The organism is Caulobacter sp. 602-2, from assembly GCF_011043625.1.
Classification (GTDB): Bacteria; Pseudomonadota; Alphaproteobacteria; order Caulobacterales; family Caulobacteraceae; genus Caulobacter.
Genome location: NZ_JAAKGT010000003.1, coordinates 224,034 through 241,551, shown reverse-complemented (window position 1 = coordinate 241,551; position 17,518 = coordinate 224,034). Strand labels below are relative to the sequence as shown.

18 protein-coding genes are annotated in these 17,518 nt (G+C 68.8%); 5 read left to right on the top strand and 13 right to left on the bottom strand.

The features are described from left to right. Positions 1-14: 14 nt before the first annotated feature. Both G5B46_RS09405 and G5B46_RS09400 read left to right on the top strand, forming a co-directional pair. Positions 15-290 carry a hypothetical protein gene (locus G5B46_RS09405; RefSeq protein WP_165258069.1) on the top strand — a complete coding sequence of 92 codons (276 nt, stop codon included), beginning with the start codon at positions 15-17 and terminating at the stop codon, positions 288-290. Further along, positions 287-676: a type II toxin-antitoxin system VapC family toxin gene (locus G5B46_RS09400; RefSeq protein ID WP_165258067.1), complete on the top strand. Its 390-nt coding sequence runs from the start codon at positions 287-289 to the stop codon at positions 674-676. Before G5B46_RS09405 ends, G5B46_RS09400 begins: the two co-directional genes overlap by 4 nt. A gap of 35 nt (positions 677-711) precedes the next feature. On the opposite strand, the gene G5B46_RS09395 is transcribed toward G5B46_RS09400, so the two are convergent. The 9 genes from G5B46_RS09395 to G5B46_RS09355 form a co-directional block, all read right to left on the bottom strand. Then, a complete protein-coding gene (locus tag G5B46_RS09395; protein WP_165258065.1) occupies positions 712-1,947 on the bottom strand; it encodes a DUF418 domain-containing protein in 1,236 nt (411 codons plus the stop codon). A gap of 38 nt (positions 1,948-1,985) precedes the next feature. Next, entirely contained in the window at positions 1,986-2,864 is an 879-nt protein-coding gene (locus G5B46_RS09390; RefSeq protein ID WP_165258063.1) for a 3-hydroxybutyryl-CoA dehydrogenase, read from the bottom strand. Between the two features lie 173 nt (positions 2,865-3,037). Then, a complete protein-coding gene (locus G5B46_RS09385; protein WP_165258061.1) occupies positions 3,038-3,307 on the bottom strand; it encodes a GNAT family N-acetyltransferase in 270 nt (89 codons plus the stop codon). A gap of 88 nt (positions 3,308-3,395) precedes the next feature. Next, the gene (pheT, locus tag G5B46_RS09380; protein ID WP_165258059.1) at positions 3,396-5,834 is read right to left on the bottom strand and encodes a phenylalanine--tRNA ligase subunit beta; all 2,439 of its coding nucleotides are present in this window, start codon (positions 5,832-5,834) and stop codon (positions 3,396-3,398) included. A 120-nt stretch (positions 5,835-5,954) separates the two neighbouring features. Then, complete coding sequence (locus tag G5B46_RS09375) at positions 5,955-6,350, bottom strand: hypothetical protein (protein ID WP_165258057.1); 396 nt, start codon at positions 6,348-6,350, stop codon at positions 5,955-5,957. Then, the gene (pheS, locus tag G5B46_RS09370; protein WP_165258055.1) at positions 6,350-7,423 is read right to left on the bottom strand and encodes a phenylalanine--tRNA ligase subunit alpha; all 1,074 of its coding nucleotides are present in this window, start codon (positions 7,421-7,423) and stop codon (positions 6,350-6,352) included. The genes G5B46_RS09375 and pheS overlap by 1 nt, the downstream gene beginning before the upstream one ends. Positions 7,424-7,545: 122 nt before the next feature. Beyond that, positions 7,546-7,902, bottom strand: coding sequence for a 50S ribosomal protein L20 (gene rplT, locus G5B46_RS09365; RefSeq protein ID WP_058347692.1), 357 nt, complete (start codon positions 7,900-7,902; stop codon positions 7,546-7,548). Between the two features lie 15 nt (positions 7,903-7,917). Continuing rightward, positions 7,918-8,118, bottom strand: a complete 201-nt coding sequence (gene rpmI, locus G5B46_RS09360) for a 50S ribosomal protein L35 (protein WP_058347693.1) — start codon at positions 8,116-8,118, stop codon at positions 7,918-7,920. Positions 8,119-8,253: 135 nt separating this feature from the next. Beyond that, positions 8,254-9,474, bottom strand: a complete 1,221-nt coding sequence (locus G5B46_RS09355) for an MFS transporter (protein WP_205691572.1) — start codon at positions 9,472-9,474, stop codon at positions 8,254-8,256. 289 nt (positions 9,475-9,763) lie between these two features. Between G5B46_RS09355 and G5B46_RS09350 the strand changes: the two genes are divergently transcribed. Both G5B46_RS09350 and G5B46_RS09345 read left to right on the top strand, forming a co-directional pair. Next, a complete protein-coding gene (locus G5B46_RS09350; RefSeq protein WP_165258053.1) occupies positions 9,764-10,309 on the top strand; it encodes an isochorismatase family protein in 546 nt (181 codons plus the stop codon). Further along, entirely contained in the window at positions 10,306-11,298 is a 993-nt protein-coding gene (locus G5B46_RS09345) for a helix-turn-helix domain-containing protein (RefSeq protein WP_165258051.1), read from the top strand. The genes G5B46_RS09350 and G5B46_RS09345 overlap by 4 nt, the downstream gene beginning before the upstream one ends. A 5-nt stretch (positions 11,299-11,303) precedes the next feature. Here the strand turns inward: G5B46_RS09345 and G5B46_RS09340 are convergent, their stop codons facing one another. The 4 genes from G5B46_RS09340 to infC all read right to left on the bottom strand — a co-directional run bounded on the left by G5B46_RS09340 (position 11,304) and on the right by infC (position 16,600). Further along, on the bottom strand, positions 11,304-13,211 hold the full coding sequence (locus tag G5B46_RS09340) for a S9 family peptidase (protein WP_165258049.1): 1,908 nt from the start codon (positions 13,209-13,211) through the stop codon (positions 11,304-11,306). A gap of 79 nt (positions 13,212-13,290) precedes the next feature. Then, entirely contained in the window at positions 13,291-15,219 is a 1,929-nt protein-coding gene (locus G5B46_RS09335; RefSeq protein WP_165258047.1) for a S9 family peptidase, read from the bottom strand. A 64-nt stretch (positions 15,220-15,283) separates the two neighbouring features. Beyond that, positions 15,284-16,012 (bottom strand): 2OG-Fe(II) oxygenase family protein, encoded by a 729-nt coding sequence (locus tag G5B46_RS09330; RefSeq protein WP_165258045.1) that lies wholly within the window; start codon positions 16,010-16,012, stop codon positions 15,284-15,286. A 66-nt stretch (positions 16,013-16,078) separates the two neighbouring features. Then, the gene (infC, locus tag G5B46_RS09325; RefSeq protein ID WP_165258043.1) at positions 16,079-16,600 is read right to left on the bottom strand and encodes a translation initiation factor IF-3; all 522 of its coding nucleotides are present in this window, start codon (positions 16,598-16,600) and stop codon (positions 16,079-16,081) included. Positions 16,601-16,829: 229 nt separating this feature from the next. Between infC and G5B46_RS09320 the strand changes: the two genes are divergently transcribed. Further along, positions 16,830-17,459, top strand: coding sequence for a YitT family protein (locus tag G5B46_RS09320; protein WP_240903413.1), 630 nt, complete (start codon positions 16,830-16,832; stop codon positions 17,457-17,459). Positions 17,460-17,518 lie beyond the last annotated feature (59 nt).

Here is a 17,518-nt window from a genome sequence, read left to right as displayed (position 1 = left end):
GCTAATCTCGGAGCATGACGATCCGGGTCGAGATCCACGGACAGCCAGACCTCGAGCAGCTTGCTGCGCTGCTCGAAGCCAACGACGTCGTGTTGCTCACTCAGAATGGCGAGATCGTTGCCGAGACGCGACGCGTTGAGGCTGGCGCCGAGCGCAAGGCGCGTGTTCCCGGCGCCTTGGCGCATCTGGGGCCGATGGATGATCCCTTCGTCTTCTCGCGGCCGGACGAAACGCTGAAGGGCGTCGCGGAGGCTGGAGAAGACTACAAGGGCCCATCCGACAAGGAATGATCCTGCTCGACACCCACGCTCTGGTCTGGTGGCTTCTGGCGCCCGACGAGCTTTCGCAGCGGGCGCGCCAGCTCATCGGCGACAGTGACAACAGGCTGTGGGTCAGCGCCGCAAGCGCCTACGAGATCGAGTACAAGCGCAATCGCGACGCGTCGCTTCGGCGCTTTCCAAGCAACATTCCGGGCGCGATCCCCACGTTCGGTTTCGAGTGGCTGGAGATCGACGCCTCGGACCTCGTTCGCGCCGCACGTTTCGACAACGTGCATCGTGATCCATGGGACAGGATAATCGCGGCCCAAGCGCAGCGACGTGACCTGTTGCTGTTGACCTCGGATGGCGACCTCACCCGGGCATGCCAGACCTGGCGGGTGCCCACGCTCTGGTAAAGCCCCGAAGACTGTCGCCCGAGCTTGGCCCCGCCCTAGCCGGCGCGCGTCAGGTCCTTGCCGTAGGACAGGCGCCGCCACACCCACTCCAGCGGTCCCATCCTGAAGCGCGACAGCCACAGCGGCGACCAGGCCAGCTGCAGCGCCCAGATGGCGATGACGCAGCCCCACAGCTGGATGCGGTCCAGCTGGCCGAACAGGCCTAGTCCCCGCCCGCCCCAGAAGATCGTGGTCATGATGATCGACTGGGTCAGGTAGTTGGTGAAGGCCATCTGGCCCAGGCGCGCCAGCGGCGTCAGCGCCCTGGAGATCGCCTGGCTGCGGATCAGCAGGATCGCCAGCGACGCATAGCCCAGCGTGATCGGCAGGGTCATGAACTCGTAGGCCAGCTGGTAGCGGCCCAGCGCCTCGGGCTTGGCGAAGCCGCTGGCCAGCTTGGCGGCGTTCTCCCAGCCCGACCAGGCCAGGCCCGCCGCGCCCAGGGCGATCAGGGCCAGGTAGACCGAGGTCCTGGCCTTGCCGGTCAGGAAGCCGGTCTTGAACAGCGCCATGCCCAGCAGCATCAGCGCGCCCGTGCGCCAGATGAAGACGATCAGGCTGGCCGACTGCAGGATCGCCCATTGCTGCAGGTTCTGCATCATCGCCGGCCCCAGGCCCGAGCGCACGGCGGCGATGGCGGTGGGCACGTCGACGTCCGAGCCCGGCGGGCTCATCTGGGCGGCGACCTGTTTCTGGATCTCAAGCGGCGCGTGCTCCAGCGCCAGGAACGGCGCGACCGCCAGCACCGAGCCCAGCACGATGATGGTCAGGCCGACGATGAACAGCCGCCTGGGCGACCACGAGCGCATCAGCATCACGATGAAGCCGGTGCAGGCGTAGAGCAGCAGGATGTCGCCGAACCAGATGACGAGGCCGTGGATCAGGCCGATGACCAGCAGCCAGAACAGCCGGCGGCGCAGCAGGGCGCCCCTGGGCTTGTCGGCGCGCTCGCCGCCGACCAGCAGGATCGACACCCCGAACAGCATCGAGAACAGGGTGACGAACTTGTAGTGGAAGAAGGTCTGGACCACCCACCAGGCGCCGCCCTCGGCCCCGACCAGCGGGTGGGGCGACAGCTCCGGCGAGAGGTAGACCGACATCGGCTGGGCGAAGCCCACGGCGTTGACGGCCAGGATGCCCATCACGCCCAGGCCCCGCAGGATGTCGAGGCTGCGATGCCGCTCGGCGACCGCGACCGGTCGCAGGACCGATGCTTGGGTGGTGTCGGTCATGTCGGCGTCCCCCTGTCGCGGGAGACGCCGCTGCACGCCTAGCGCGTGGGGACCGGCGTCTCGCCCCGATAGTCATAGAAGCCGCGGCCGGTCTTTTTGCCAAGCCACCCGGCTTCGACATACTTCACCAGCAGCGGGCAGGGGCGGTACTTGCTGTCGGCGAGGCCCTCATAGAGCACGTTCATGATGCTCAGCACGGTGTCCAGGCCGATGAAGTCGCCCAGCTCCAGCGGGCCCATCGGATGGTTGGCGCCCAGCTTCATGGCGGTGTCGATGGCGTCGACGGTGCCGACGCCCTCGTACAGCGTGTAGATCGCCTCGTTGATCATCGGCACCAGCACGCGGTTGACGATGAAGGCGGGGAAGTCTTCGGCGTTGCTGGTGATCTTGCCCAGCGACTTGGCGAAGGCCACGGCCGTCTCGTAGGTCGGCACGTCGGTGGCGATGCCGCGGATGATCTCGACGAGCTTCATCAGCGGCACGGGGTTCATGAAGTGCAGGCCGATGAAGCGCTCGGGGCGGTCGGTGGTCGAGGCCAGGCGCGTGATCGAGATCGACGAGGTGTTCGAGGCCAGCAGCGTGTCGGGCTTCAGGTGCGGCTGCAGGCTGCGGAAGATGGCCTTCTTGACCTCTTCGTTCTCGGTGGCGGCCTCGATGGCCAAGTCCGTTTGGCCAATGGCCTCGACGTTCTCGGCGATGGAGATGCGGGCCAGGGCGGCGTCGGCCGCGTCCTGGTCGATGATGTTGCGCGCCACCTGACGGGCGAGGTTCTTGCCGATCAGCGCGATGCCGGCGTCGATACGCTCACGCGAAACGTCGTGCAGGCGGACGTCATAGCCGCCCAGCGCACAGACATGGGCGATGCCCGAACCCATCTGGCCAGCGCCGATCACGCCGACCGTCTTGATATCAACCATGAAAATCCAAGCCTTCGCTCACGGTCGGGCAGGCTCCCGGCAGGGCGCGTTGGACCGTCGCGAAAGTTCTAGCACGAGTAGCCGCACGCTCGCCAAGGGCTTTGCTGCGTTGCAAACGCCGGGTGACCGGTGTTCGGCCCGCTGTTCCCGGATTATCCGTCTGTCGGAAAGCGTCAGGCGATCAGTTCGGGATCGTTCCGGCGCAGCCAGGCGGCGGCGTAGGAGCACAGCGGGGTGATCCGCATGCCCTCGGCCCTGGCCACCTCGGCCACCTTGACCATCAGGCGGCCGGCCGCGCCGGTGCCGCGCAGGGCGGGATCGGCCTCCACGTGAGGGATGACCAGGCGATGGCCGCTGCGCTGGTAGTCGGCGAAGGCGATCAGGCCGTCGACGTCCAGCTCGTAGCGGCTCTTGGCGGGGTTGTGGCTGAAGAGATCGCTCATGGGGCCTGAAACGCGAAAGGGGCGAAGGTGGATGCAGCGCAGCATCACCTTCGCCCCTCACATGGCGTCTAGTGCGAAGGCTTCAAGCCTAGGCGCGCAGCTTGCCGCCCGCCTTCTCGACCGCCGCGACGACCTTGGCCGACAGGGCCTCGATCTCGGCGTCGGTCAGGGTGGCTTCGCGGGGCTGGACCAGCACCTCGATGGCCACCGACTTGGAGCCTTCCGGCACGCCGGGGCCCTCGTAGACGTCGAAGACGCGAGCCGAGGCGATCAGGGCCTTGTCGGCGCCGGCCGCGGCCTTGACCAGATCGCCGGCCGCCTTGGCCTTGTCGGCGACGAAGGCGAAGTCGCGGGTCAGCGGCATCAGGGCCGACGGCGAGAACGCCGCCTTGGTCTTGACCGCCTTCTTCTTCGGTTCGGGGATCGCCTCCAGGACGATCTCGAAGCCGTAGACCGGGCCCGCCACGTCCAGCGCCTTCAGCACCGCCGGGTGCAGTTCGCCGAACTCGGCGACGACGGCCTTGGGGCCCAGCTGCAGGCGGGCCGAGCGGCCGGGGTGCCACCAGGGCGAGGTCGTACCTTGGGCGGTCTGCAGCGAAGCCACCGGCGCGCCGATCTCCTCCAGCAGGTTCAAGAGGTCGGTCTTGACCGTGAACACGTCCTCGGCGGCGCGCTTGTCCCAGGCGCGCGGCGGGCGCGGGGCCAGGATGCCGGCGACGACCGTGCGCTGGTCCTTGGGGCCGTCGCTCAGGAACACCGGGCCGACCTCGAACAGGGCGACGTCGGCGAAGCCGTGGCGGGCGTTGCGGCCGGCCGCCTCGATCAGGTTGGGCAGCACCGAGGGGCGCATGCAGTCCAGTTCCGAGGCGATCGGGTTGGCCAGCACCAGTTCGGCGGCGCCGCCGCCGAACAGCTGGGCGGTCGCGCGGCTGGTGAAGCTCCAGGTCACGGCCTCGGCGTAGCCGGCCGCGGCCAGGGCGCGACGGGCGGTGCGGGCGCGGGCCTGGCGAGCGGTCAGCACGCCGCCGACGGTGCGCGGAACGTCCGGCAGCGGCGTGGAGGGCAGGGCGCCGAAGCCGGCGATGCGGGCCACTTCCTCCACCAGGTCGGCCTTGCCGTGCACGTCGCGACGGAAGGTCGGCGGGGTCACGCAGACCACGCTCTCGGCATGGGTGGCGAACTCGGCGACCGGCACGTCCTTGGGCGGCTCGATCTTGAAGCCCAGGGCCTGCAGGATCGACAGGCTTTGCTCGGGGGCGATGTCCAGGCCCGACAGGCCCTGCACATAGGCCGGATCGAACAGGATCGGGCCTGGCGCGGCCGGGGCCTGGCCGGCGACCACGACCTCGGAGGCCTCGCCGCCGCACAGCTCCAGGATCAGCTTGGTGGCCAGTTCCAGGCCCGGAACGACCGAGCCGGTGTCGACCGTGCGGGCGAAGCGGTACTGGGCGTCGCTGTTGATGCCGGTGTCGCGGCCGGTCTGGGCGATGCGGATCGGCTCGAACCAGGCGCTTTCGACGAAGACGTCGACGGTGGCTTCCGAGCAGCCGGTGCTCTCGCCGCCCATCACGCCGCCCAGGCCGATCGGACGTTCCCCGCCGGCGTCGGCGATGACGCACATGGCCGGGGTCAGTTCGTAGGTCTTGCCGTCCAGCGCGATCAGGTGCTCGTCGCCGTTGACGCCATGGCGACCCAGGCGCGTCTCGATCTTCGTCCCCGACAGCAGGGCCGCGTCATAGACGTGCAGCGGCCGGGCGCGGTCGTAGGAAATGAAGTTGGTGATGTCGACCAGGGCCGACTTCGGATTGATGCCGATGGCCTTCAGGCGATCCTGCAGCCACTGGGGCGAGGGGCCGTTCCTGACGCCCTTGATCAGGCGGCCGGCGAACACAGGGCAGGCCTCGCCGTCCACCTCGACCGTGATCGGGCAGGGGAAGGTTCCGGCGACCGGGGCGATCGACAGGTCCTTCAGCTTGCCCACGCCCGCGGCGGCCAGATCGCGGGCGATGCCGGCGACGCCCAGCCAGTCGGGACGGTTGGGGGTGACTTCGAAGTCGATGACGGCTTCGAGGCCCAGCGCCACGGCGGCCGGCGTGCCGACGGCCAGGTCGCCGGACAGTTCCAGGATGCCTTCGGAGCCGTCGTCGGCTTCCAGTTCCGAGCCCGAGCACAGCATGCCGTTGGAGACGACGCCGCGCACCGGCTTTTCGACCAGGGTGACGCCCAGGCCCGGCACGTAGGCGCCGATCGGGGCGTAGATGGTGGTCAGGCCGACGCGGGCGTTGGGCGCGCCGCAGACGATCTCCTTGCGGCCGTCGATCGTGTCGACCTGGCAGACGCGCAGGCGGTCGGCGTTGGGGTGCTGCACCGCCTCGACGATCTTGGCGACGCTGAAGGCGGCCAGCTTGGCGGCCGGGTCGGTGACGTGCTCGACCTCGAGGCCGGCCATGGTCATGGCGGCGACAACCTCGGCGGCGGTCGCTTCGGTGTCGAGGTGGTCCTTGAGCCAGGACAGGGTGAATTTCATGTGGCGGTCCGCCGGTCTTGGGTTCGCCTCGCGCGGGGCGAGGAGCGAGATCCGAAACTATGTCCTAGAGGCCCGAAACCCCGGCGGCGCCGGCGGTCGCGGATCTCGCGAAAAGAAAACTCAGGCCTCGGCCTGCAGCTTCAGCAACTGGTCCAGGAACGCGTCCGGACCGGTGAAGCCGACGCTGAAGAACGAGCAGCCGATGAACTGGCAGTCCTGCACCGGGATCGCGCCGACCACGCTGGTCGGGCCGGCCGGGCGCAGGATCAGGTTGCGGATGTCGCCCCCCGACGGCCCGAAGTTCGTGGCGTCGAAGGTCGTGCGGCCCAGCACCAGCATCACCGCCGGACCGTCGATGTGACAGTTGCGGAAGGTGCGGCCGACGATCTTCTGCTGCCTGGCCAGGTTGGCCCGCGCCAGGTCGAACAGCGAGATGTCGAGGTTCTCGAACACCGTGGCGAAGGCGTCGGTCGGCACACGGCCGGGGCGGCCGCCGGGTTGGAAGCTCTGGGTCATCAGCTCAGTCCCGAGGCGGGGTTCGGCGCGGCGAAGCCCGAGAAGCCGTAGTGGGCCAGCCACCGGCTGTCCGACGCGAACATGTCGCGCAGGTCCGGCATGCCGTACTTCAGCATGCCCAGGCGATCGACGCCCATGCCGAAGGCGAAGCCCTGGTACTCGTCCGGATCGATGCCGCAGGCGCGCAGCACGTTCGGGTGGACCATGCCGCAGCCCAGGATCTCGAGCCAGCTCGAGCCCTGGCCGATCTTGATCTCGCCGCCCGAGCGGTCGCACTGCACGTCCATCTCGGCCGACGGCTCGGTGAACGGGAAGTGGTGCGGCCGGAACTGCGTCGTCACCGCGTCGGTCTCGAAGAACCGGGCGATGAAGGTCTCCAGGGTCCACTTCAGGTGGCCCATGTGGATGCCCTTGTCGATCACCAGGCCCTCGACCTGGTGGAACATCGGGGTGTGGGTGGCGTCGCTGTCGCAGCGATAGGTGCGGCCCGGCGCGATGATGCGGATCGGCGGCTTCTGCGAAACCATGGTGCGCACCTGCACGGGGCTGGTGTGCGTGCGCAGCAGCATGCGCTCGCCCGTTTCCTTCGGCTCGAAGAAGAAGGTGTCGTGCATCTCGCGGGCCGGGTGCTTCTCGGGGAAGTTCAGCGCCGTGAAGTTGTGGAAGTCGTCCTCGATGTCCGGACCTTCGGCGACGGCGAAGCCCATGTCGGCGAAGATCGAGACCATCTCGTCCATGACCTGCATGGTCGGGTGGACGCTGCCCTTGCGGCGGTAGGGGCCGGGCAGGGTGAGGTCGAGGGTCTCGCGGGACAGGCGCGCGTCGAGCTCGGCGGCTTCCAGCGAGGCCTTCTTCTCGGTGATGGCCGACTGCACGCGGTCGCGCAGGGCGTTGATCGCCGCGCCGCGTTCCTTGCGCTCGTCGGGGCTCATCGCGCCCAGGGTCTTGAGCAGGCCCGAGATCGAGCCGGTCTTGCCGACGGCGGCCACGCGGACGGCGTCGAGCGCTGAAAGGTCGGCCGCGCCGGCCACCTGGGCCAGGACGTCGGATTCGAGGGTGTTGAGATCGGTCATGACGGGTGTGGGTCTAGGCGGTTTTGACGCTGGGTGGAACCGGATAACGCACAGCAAAAAGCCCTCCGGCTCGCGCCGAAGGGCTTTTCAAAGGATAGGTGAGCGGTGAGGCTCAGATGTCCTTAGGCCAGGGCAGCGCGAACCTTGTCGGCGATGGCCTTGAACGCAACGGCGTCGTTGCCGGCGATGTCCGCCAGGACCTTACGGTCGATCACGATACCCGCCACGTCCAGGCCGTGGATGAATTGCGAGTAGGTGAAACCTTCGGTGCGGGCGCCGGCGTTGATGCGCTGGATCCACAGCGAACGGAAGGCGCGCTTGCGCACCTTGCGGTCGCGGTAGGCGTACTGGCCGGCCTTGTCGACCGCGGCCTTGGCCGTACGGATGGTGTTCTTGCGGCGGCCGTAGAAGCCCTTGGCCTGCTCCAGAACCTTCTTGTGCTTGGCGTGGGCGGTGACGCCACGTTTAACGCGAGCCATGTGTCAGCGCTCCTCTTACAGGCCGTAGGGCAGGTACGTACGGATGATCTTGGCGTCAGCCTCGCTCATCACCTTCGTGCCGCGGTTTTGGCGGATGTACTTGCCGTTGTGGCCGATCAGGCGGTGGCGCTTGCCGGCGACGCCGGCCTTCAGCTTGCCCGTGGCGGTGATCTTGAAGCGCTTTTTGGCGCCCGACTTCGTCTTCAACTTAGGCATTTCGCGTCGGAGCCTGACGGCCCCGTCCTCTAGTCAGCGTGACGAACCGCCATGGCATGCCAAATTGGCCAGGCGGCTCCGGAAAGGCGGGGTCAATACTGGAGCCCCGGGAGAAAAGCAAGGCCCCACGGACTCTTAGGGCGCGGCCTTGGCGCGGCGGCCCACCGTGACCGCCAGCACCACGGCCGGAACGGTCAGCAGCGCCCCCACCCAGTAGGGCGCGCCGGTGGCCAGGCCGAACAGCGGGCCGGCCAGCATCGGGCCGCTCATCCGGGCCAGCGAGCCGCTGGCCATGTTCAGGCCCAGCATCGCGCCCTGCTGGTCGGGCGGGGTGGCGCGCGAGATCAGGGCCGCGATGCAGGGAAACACCAGCGACTGGCCGAAGGCGGTGAAGCCCACGAACAGCGGCACGAAATGGCCGCTGGGCACGAAGGGCGTCATGGCCATCGAGACGCAGATGATCGACAGGCCTGCGGTCAGCACCTTGGGCTCGCCGAATCGACGCGCCAGGCGTCCGGTCAGCACGCCCTGGCCCAGCGAGGCGACGACGCCGATGACGGCGAAGCACAGGCCCACCTGCTGGGGCGTCCAGTTGAACCGCGCCTGGCTCCACAGGCCGAAGGTCGCCTCCATGCCTGAGAAGGCGGCGGTGGAGACGAAGGTGACCAGCAGCACGCGCGACAGCACCGGATGGGCCATGGCGGCCTTCAGCGCCTCGCGCCGGGGCGGCGGGGGCGGGGCGTCCTTGCGCGGCGCGCGGCTCTCGACCACGAACAGGAAGACGCCCAGGGCGGCCGTGGCGGCCAGGCCGGCGGCCACCAGCAGCGGCAGCTGGAAGCCCAGGCGGCCGGCGTCGGGATGGGCCAGCAGGCCGCCCAGCGCCGGGCCGACCACGAAGCCGGCGCCGAAGGCGCTGCCCAGCAGGCCCATGCGCGCGGCCCGCTTTTCGGGCGGGGTGACGTCGGCCATGTAGCCCTGAATCGTCGAGATGTTGCCGCTGGCCGCGCCGCTGAGGAAGCGGATGACGAAGGCCGCCGCGATGGTGGGCGCGAAGGCCAGGGCCAAATAGGCGGCGGTGTTGCCCAGGATGGTGACGATCAGCACGGGCCGCCGGCCGATGCGGTCGGACAGCCGCCCCCAGAACGGCTCGGCCAGGAACTGGCCCAGCGAATAGGCCGAGAACAGCGCCGTCACCTGCCAGGGGCTGGCGTTCAGCGCCTTGGCGTAGAAGGGCAGCAGCGGGATCACCAGGCCGAACCCGACCAGGTTGATGAACACCACCAGCAGCAGGACGTAGAGGGCGCGGGAACTGTGGACGGGCGCCGGCGGGGCGGCCGGAGCAGCGGACATGGACATGACGGGAACCTTCGAGGCGGCTCCTCTACGCCCGATGGTCCGAAAAAGCGACTGAAATTTCAGTTTCCGGGTGCGGAGGATCGGCGTGGGGCTGGCGCGCTCCATTCTCTCACCTCCCGTCATTCCCGCCCTTGTGGCGGGAATGACGGGAGGTGAGAGGAGGCTGGCGAGAAAGGCGGGATGGACCAGTTGATGTCCTTTTCTGTCCGCTCTTCGTCCGGCAAGCGCCTTATCCGCCTTGAAGCGAGCCCCTAGCTTGCGCCATCCTTCACGCCACGGAGACGCAAGAATGTCCGCCGCCACCGCCCTGATCGTCGTCGACGCCCAGGATTCCTTTCGCCAGCGCGCCTCGTGGGACCCCAAGGTCGCCGGCGTCTACCTGGAGCGCCAGCAGGCGCTGATCGACGGCGCCAAGGCCAGGGACCTGCCGGTCGTGCAGATCCTGCACGTCGAGGCCGAGGGGATCTTCAGCCTGGCCTCGGGCCACGTGCGCACCGTCGAGGGCCTGTCGCTGGAACCCGACGTCGTCTTCCACAAGCCCAGCCACAGCGCCCTGGTCGGCACCGGCCTCCTGGTCTGGCTGATCCAGAACCGCATCGGCAGGGTGATCGTCAGCGGCATCCGCACCGAGCAGTGCTGCGAGACCACCACCCGCCACGCCTCGGACCTCGGCTTTTCCGTCGACTACGTCACCGAGGCCACCCTGACCTTCGACATGACCGATCGCCACGGGCGGGTGTTCACCGTCGACGAGATCAAGGCCCGCACTGAGCTTGTCCTGCACGAGCGCTTCGCCCGCATCGCCACCGTGGAGGAGGCCCTGGACGCCGCATGACCGACGCCTCGCCCGCCGTCATTCCCGTCTATGTCGTCCTGCCGCCGCGCACCCTGCTGCTCGACGTGGCCGGACCCATGGAGGTGCTGCGGCGGGCGGCGATGGAGCCCGGCTCGCCGGGCTTCGTGGTCGTCTATCTCGCCGCCCGGCCGACCATCGACAGTTCGATCGGTCTTTCGCTGGCGGGCCTGTCGCCGCTGCCCGAGGGCTTGCCCGACGGCGCGATGGTCATCGTCTCGGGCAATGTCGACCAGGTGCTGGGCGGTCCTGGCCCGACGGACGGCGACGCCGCCGACGAGGACGCCATCGTCGCCTGGCTGGCGCGCGTGGTGCGGCCGGGCGTGACCCTGGCCTGCATCTGCTCGGGCGCGTTGCTGGCGGCGCGGGCGGGGCTGCTGGCCGGCAGGGCCTGCACAACCCATCATGTCTGTATCGAGGACCTGACGCGCCTGGCGCCCAGCGCCCGGGTGCTGGAGGACCGATTGTTCGTCGAGGACGGCGAGCGGCTGACCAGCGCCGGGGTCACCTCGGGCGTTGATTTGATGCTGCACGTGATCGCCCGGCTGCGCGGCCCGGGGCTGGCGGTGTCGATCGCCCGCCAGATGGTGGTCTATCTGCGCCGGGGACCGGCCGATCCGCAGCTGTCGCCCTGGCTGGAAGGCCGCAACCACGTACACCCCGCCGTCCACCGCGTGCAGGACGCCGTCGCCGCCGATCCGGCCCGCGACTGGAGCCTGGAGGCGCTGGCCGGCCTGGCCGCGGCCAGTCCGCGCCACCTGTCGCGCCTGTTCAACGCCCATGCTGGCATGAGCCTGACCGACTACGTCAACCGACTGCGCCTGGCCCTGGCCAGCCAGATGCTGTCGGCGACGCGGCTCGACATGGAGAGCGTCGCCGAGCGGTCGGGTTTCGCCTCGACCCGCCAGCTGCGCCGGGTCTGGCGACGCCATCACCCCACGCCGCCAGCGGCGGCGCGGGGGCGGGCCTAGCCGGGTCAGTTCGGCGGGTTGTGCTTTTCGACGAAGGTGACGGTCTCGGTCAGCATCCGCTGGCGGGTGGCTTCGCGCGACAGCCAGTGGTCCTCGTTGTCGAGGGGAACGAGCGTGTAGGGCTTGCCCGCGGCCTTCAAGGCCTCGGCCATGCGCGTGCTCTGGTCATAGGGAACGACGGTGTCGTCGCGGCCGTGCATCAGCAGGATCGGCGCGTCGGCCTTGGCCGCCAGGCGGGCCGGCGAGCGGGCGACCGCCAGTTCGGGGTTCTTGTCGGCGCCCATGAACCGCCGCCAGTAGCGCAGGCCCGAACCATCGCCCGACACCTTCTCCTCGGCGAGCATGGCCTTGAGGTCGGAGACCCCGGCCACCGAGACCGCGCAGCGATAGACGCCGGTGTCGATCGTCGCGCCGGCCAGGGCCGCGTAGCCGCCGTAGCTGGCGCCCACGATGCAGACGCGCTTGGGGTCGATGATCCCCTCCTTGGCCAGATGGCGCACGCCGTCCGACAGGTCGGTCTGCATCTTTCCGCCCCACTCGCCGAAGCCGGCGTCGCGGAAGGCCACGTCCTTGTGGTCGGAGCCGCGGAAGTTCACCCGCAGGACGGCGTAGCCGCGCGAGGCCAGGCCCTGACTCCACCAGTCGAAGCCCGGCTCGTCGTGCGCTTCCGGACCGCCGTGGGGCAGCACGATCAGGGGCAGGGCCTTGGCCTGGCGGCCGCGGGGCAGGGTCAGATAGCCGTCGAGGTCCAGGCCGTCGGCGGCCTTGAACGTCACGCGGCTCACCTCGGAAAGATCCTCGGGCTCGAGGTCGGGATAGGCGACGCCGACCGCCAGCGCCGTCGGCTCGTCGCCGCGGAAGTCGACCACGTGATAGGAGCCGGCGTCGACAGAGGTCTCAACGCGGACCAGCAGGCGCTTCATGTCGGCGTCGAAGTCGACCAGTTGCAGCCGGCTGTCGGGGAACAGGCCCAGCACCGCGCCCCAGCGCTCGGCCAGGGTCCGATCGTAGAACGCATAGCGGGGATCGTCGCCGCCGTAGCCCAGGGCGACCAGGGCCTGGGTCTTGCGGTGGAAGAAGATGGAGGCCGGATCCGGCGGCGACTTCAGCGGCGTCAGGGTTCCGGCCTGGTCCAGTTCGGCCAGGCCGGTGCGGCCGTCGGCGTCGCGGCGGGTGATCAGGAACTTGGCGCCGTCGCGGCCCAGGCCGATCAGGTGCGTGCGGCCGATGCTGCTTTCGGCGCTATAGATGGTCTTCCAGGCCCGACCCTTGCCGGCCTCGACCTTGAACGCGCCCTCGTCGGCGTCGTACACGCCGCGGCCTATGATCTCGCCCTCGGGCGAGATGATCCAGTCGCGGACCTTGCGGCTGGCGATGTAGGACATCGACACCCTGCCGTTGGCGGGGTCGATGCCGAACATGACCACCTCCATCTGGCCGGTGTTGATGGCCGAGTCGAAGTAGACGGTCGAATGATCGCCGTACTCGCGGACCACCGGGCGGTGGCGGGCGCCGCCCGGCGTGCTGCGCTGGGGCTTGAGCAGGAGCGAGACCTTGCCGGTCTTGACGTCCAGCACCTGGGGCTGTTCCCACTCGATCAGGTCGACGCCGTAGCGGTAGAGGCCGGCGGTCGTGGACGTCAGCACGATGACCGACTGGTCGCCGGCCCAGTCTATGCCGCGGACCTTGGTCGCGCCCAGCCGAGCGGTGGCGACCGGCTTGCCGCTCTTGATGTCGAAGGCCACGACCCGGCGCTCGTCGCGCACCTCGGCCACGAAAGCCAGCCGCTCGCCGTTGCTCGACAGCGCCACTTCGGAAATGGCCGGCAGGCGGCCGTAGGCGTCCAGCGGCGCGGCCTGGGCGCCGCCGCTCAGCAAGGCCGCGAACGCCGCGGCCGCAATCCAGATACGCAAGTGTGTAGTCCCCCGATCAACCGACGCGATCATAAAGCTCCGGCGAGCCGGCGTCGATGAGGCTGATCGGGGGAGGGGCTCAGTTCGGTGGATTGTGCTTTTCGATGAAGGCGGCGGTCTCGACCAGCATGCGCTGGCGGCTGGCGCCGCGCGACAGCCAGTGGTCCTCGCCGTCCAGGGTGACGAACTGCACGGGCTTGCCGGCCTTGGTCAGGGCGTCCGCCATGATCTTGCTCTGCACGTAGGGAACGATGGTGTCGTCCTTGCCGTGGATCAGCAGCACGGGGATGTCGGCCTTGGCCGCCAGCTTGGCGGGCGAGATCGCCGCCAGGTCGGGGTCGCGCACGCCCTCCGCACCCATGAAGCGCAGCCAGTAGCGCATGGCGGCGTTGTTGGCGGTGGCGTAGCGCTCCTGGTTGTCGACCAGCATGCGCTTGAGGTCGGACGGGCCGGCCACCGACACCGCGCAGCGATAGACGCCGGTGTCGATCGTCGCCCCGGCCAGGGCCGCGTAGCCGCCGTAGCTGGCGCCCACGACGCACACGCGCTTGGGATCGATCAGGCCTTCCTTGGCCAGGTAGCGCACGCCGTCCGACAGGTCGGTCTGCATCTTCTTGCCCCACTCGCCGAAGCCGGCGCGGACGAAGTCGTGGCCGAAGCCCTCGGAGCCGCGGAAATTGGGCTGCAGAACGGCGTAGCCGCGCGAGGCCAGGCCCTGGCTCCACCAGTCGAAGCCGGGGCTGTCGCGACCTTCCGGGCCGCCGTGCGGCAGCACGATCAGCGGCAGGTTCTTGGCCGGCTTGCCCTTGGGCAGGGTGAGGTAGCCGGTGATCTCCAGGCCGTCGGCGGCCTTGTACTTCACCGGGCGGACCTCGCTGATGTCGGCGGCGGCGAGCTTGGAATAGGATTCGCCCAGCCAGCTGGCGCTCTTGGCGTCGAGGTCGATCAGCGCGTAGGCCGGGCCGTCGGTGGGCGAGTCGACCAGCACCACGATCTTGCGGCGGTCGTCGGACCAGGAGGCCAGGGAGACGCGGTCGCCCGGGAAGGCCTTCTGCACGGCTTTCCAGGCGCTTTCATTCTTGGCGTCGTAGAACTGATAGCGCAGGTCGTCGCCCACCAGGGTGACGCCGCCGATCAGGGCGCCGGTGGCCGGGTCGCGGATCAGGCCGTCGAACGGGCGCTCCATCGGCAGGTCGGCATGCGCGCCGCCCTGGCCGTACTCGCGATAGACGGTCGAGCCGTCGGCGTCGTTCATCGCCACCAGCACGCTCTTGCCGTCGCGGCCCAGGCCCGAGACGCCGTAGGAGCCCATCGGGCTGGTCGCCTGGTCGACCACGATCCAGCCGCGAGGGCCCTTGATGCGCAGCGACCACACGCCCTTGGACTGGTCGTACTGCGATTGGGCCAGGGGCACGCCGTCGCCGTCCACCAGCCAGTCGTCGGTGTCTTCCGACCGGGCCTCGATCATCTTGGTGCGACCCTTGTCGAGATTGACCGCGAACAGGGTCACCCGCCCGCGGTTGTCGACGAAGTAGACGCCCTGGACGAAGGCGGTCAGGTCGCCGTCGACCTTGCGCACCATGGCCGGGCCGTAGACCACGTTCATGGCACCGGCCTGGTTGTCCAGCAGAAGCACCTGCTTCTTCTTGGCGATGTCGTAGCTGATGGTCATCCAGTACTCGCGCTTTGGCCCTTCCAGGCCGCGCACGAGGGCGGTGGTCGAGGTGGTGACCAGCAGGTGGCGCGAGCCGGCCCACTGCACCCAGCGCAGCTTCTCCTTGCCCAGGCGCAGGACGTTGACGACGCTCTTGTCGCTGACCTTGTGGATCGAGACGACCCGATCCTCGGTCGACAGGGTCGAGGACACCGCCAGCAGCGTCCCGTCCGGAGAGATCGTCACGTCGTCGATGTCCGGCAGGCGGCCATAGACTTCCAGCGGCGCGGCCTGGGCCGCTCCGAAACTCAACGCGGCCGCCGTCAGGATGGCCGCTCCCACTTTACGAAGCACGTCGATATCCCCCGATCTCGTCGCGTGATCTTTAGCTTGACCGCAATGTACGGTCGAGGGGGGATCAGCCGCGCGTACGGATCCAGCCGGTCAGCGACAGGCGCGGCGCGGCGGCGTGCGGGGTGACGTAGCTGACGGCGTGCTTCTGCGGCACGCGGAAGATGTTGAGGGCGTTGAAGCTGGGCGTGTAGCCTTCGGCCACGTGGCCGTCGCCGTCGAGGAAAAGCAGCAGGCCGCCCCAGTCGCTGCGCCACTGCGGCGTCAGGTTCAGGACATAGGCGTAGAGGCGGTTCTTGCCGTCGGCGTGGTCGTCGTGCTCGGTCAGGAAGTGGCCGGGACGATAGCGGGTGGCCTGGCAGTCGCAGTACTCGGGGCGGGGATCGCCCGTCAGCTCGCGCACGAAGTCCAGAAAGGCCTCGCCGTTCAGCAGGTCGTAGGCGGCCTCCAGCAGGCGGCCCTCGCGGCGGCCGGCCTCGACCTCGTCGCTGACCCGGAAATTGTCGAATCGAAAGCCGAAGCCGGCGCGGGTCTCCTCGGCGACCTGACGGTCCAGCGCGGCGTCGTCGGCCGCCGACAGGGCGCCAGGGCCGTCGAGCGGCAGGGTCCAGAGCTTCTTGTCGACGCCGACAACCCCGCTCCAGGGCGTGTCCAGCGTCAGGGCCGCGTGCAGGCGCGCGGCCGAGTCGGCGGTCAGGACGCCCGGCACGTGCAGCCGGCCGCTGGCGGCGAAGGCTTCGCGCCAGGCCTTCGGCGTCAGGCCGGGATCCAGGGAGAGGGGGGCTTGCTTGGACATGGACGGTAACCGGAAACGAAAAACGCCCCGGCGAGGCCGGGGCGTCTTCGAAGATAGGGCCTAAGCTTAGCGGGGCGCCAGGATCATGATCATCTGGCGGCCTTCCATGCGAGGCTCGTACTCGACCTTGGCGACTTCGTCGAAGTCGGCCTTGACCTGCTGCAGCAGCTTCATGCCGAGTTCCGGGTGCGCCATTTCACGACCGCGGAAGCGCAGGGTGACCTTCACCTTGTCGCCTTCCTCGAAGAAGCGGAACATCGACTTGGCCTTAACGTCATAGTCGTGCTTGTCGATGTTCGGGCGGAGTTTGATCTCCTTGAGCTCGACCACCTTCTGACGCTTGCGGGCCTCGTTCTTCTTCTTCTGCTCCTGGAACTTGAACTTGCCGTAGTCCAGGATCTTGCAGACGGGCGGGTTCGCGTTCGGAACGATCTCGACCAGGTCCAGGCCAGCTTCCTCGGCCGCTTCCAGCGCGGCGGAAGTCGGCATCTCGCCTTGCTTCTCGCCGTTCTGGTCGATCAGCAGCACGCGGGGGACGCGGATTTCATCGTTGATACGCGGTCCATCCTTGACGGGCGGCGCTTGCATGGGACGGCGAATAGGGGCGGCTCCGGAATTGTTGTAGAGGATTTCGCGCGGCGCCCATGGGGCGTCGCGTTGAGATGATATATGACGCTAGACACGGACGCTATCAAGCGTCCGACGCGACAAGAGCGCTCCACGCGGCCGAGGATCGGCGGCGGAAGGGGCGACAGGGCGGAAACGCGATCGGGACGGGCGGCCGTTTCCCATCCCTCCAGACGACGATTCGACGCCCTTGAACGCCGCCGCCGCCACCATTCCGCCCATGCCCGCCACGCGCCACACGCCCATCGAAGACGTTCATGCGCTGCTGATCGGCACGAGCTTCATCGCCGTGGGCCTGACCCTGTTGAAGACCGCCGGCCTGGTGACCGGCGGCATCGCCGGGATCGCGCTGATCGTCTCCTATCTCGGCGGCTGGCCGGTGGGGGTGGTCTTCTTCGTCCTGAACCTGCCGTTCTACGTCTTCGCCCAGCGCGCCCTGGGCTGGATGTTCATGCTCAAGACCCTGGCGGTGAACGTGGCTCTGACCAGCCTGACCCTGGCCCTGCCGTACTGGCTGAAGCTGAAGGACGTCGACCCGGTCTTCGCGGCGGTGTTCGGCGGCACGATCATCGGCATGGGCATTCTCGCCCTGGCCCGCCACCGCGCCTCGGTAGGCGGCATCGGGGTGCTGGGCCTGTGGCTGCAGGAAAAGCACGGGATCAGCGCCGGCAAGGTCCAGATGGGGACCGACGTGCTGGTGGTGGGCGCGGCCTTCATGGTCGTCAGTCTCGACAAGCTCCTGCTGTCGGTCCTGTCGGCGGTGGCGCTCAGCGTCGTCATCATCGCCAACCACAAGCCGGGCCGCTACGCCGGCTATTGACGGCGGTGTTCATTTGCCCCTCCGGGGCCAAGCTGGCATACGACGCGCGACGTAGCGCT

Coding starts and splice junctions, on each gene's coding strand:
- G5B46_RS09405 (WP_165258069.1), top strand. CDS start 15: ATGACGATCCGGGTCGAGATCCACGGACAGCCAGACCTCGAGCAGCTT.
- G5B46_RS09400 (WP_165258067.1), top strand. CDS start 287: ATGATCCTGCTCGACACCCACGCTCTGGTCTGGTGGCTTCTGGCGCCC.
- G5B46_RS09395 (WP_165258065.1), bottom strand. CDS start 1,947: ATGACCGACACCACCCAAGCATCGGTCCTGCGACCGGTCGCGGTCGCC.
- G5B46_RS09390 (WP_165258063.1), bottom strand. CDS start 2,864: ATGGTTGATATCAAGACGGTCGGCGTGATCGGCGCTGGCCAGATGGGT.
- G5B46_RS09385 (WP_165258061.1), bottom strand. CDS start 3,307: ATGAGCGATCTCTTCAGCCACAACCCCGCCAAGAGCCGCTACGAGCTG.
- pheT (WP_165258059.1), bottom strand. CDS start 5,834: ATGAAATTCACCCTGTCCTGGCTCAAGGACCACCTCGACACCGAAGCG.
- G5B46_RS09375 (WP_165258057.1), bottom strand. CDS start 6,350: ATGACCCAGAGCTTCCAACCCGGCGGCCGCCCCGGCCGTGTGCCGACC.
- pheS (WP_165258055.1), bottom strand. CDS start 7,423: ATGACCGATCTCAACACCCTCGAATCCGACGTCCTGGCCCAGGTGGCC.
- rplT (WP_058347692.1), bottom strand. CDS start 7,902: ATGGCTCGCGTTAAACGTGGCGTCACCGCCCACGCCAAGCACAAGAAG.
- rpmI (WP_058347693.1), bottom strand. CDS start 8,118: ATGCCTAAGTTGAAGACGAAGTCGGGCGCCAAAAAGCGCTTCAAGATC.
- G5B46_RS09355 (WP_205691572.1), bottom strand. CDS start 9,474: ATGTCCATGTCCGCTGCTCCGGCCGCCCCGCCGGCGCCCGTCCACAGT.
- G5B46_RS09350 (WP_165258053.1), top strand. CDS start 9,764: ATGTCCGCCGCCACCGCCCTGATCGTCGTCGACGCCCAGGATTCCTTT.
- G5B46_RS09345 (WP_165258051.1), top strand. CDS start 10,306: ATGACCGACGCCTCGCCCGCCGTCATTCCCGTCTATGTCGTCCTGCCG.
- G5B46_RS09330 (WP_165258045.1), bottom strand. CDS start 16,012: ATGTCCAAGCAAGCCCCCCTCTCCCTGGATCCCGGCCTGACGCCGAAG.
- infC (WP_165258043.1), bottom strand. CDS start 16,600: ATGCAAGCGCCGCCCGTCAAGGATGGACCGCGTATCAACGATGAAATC.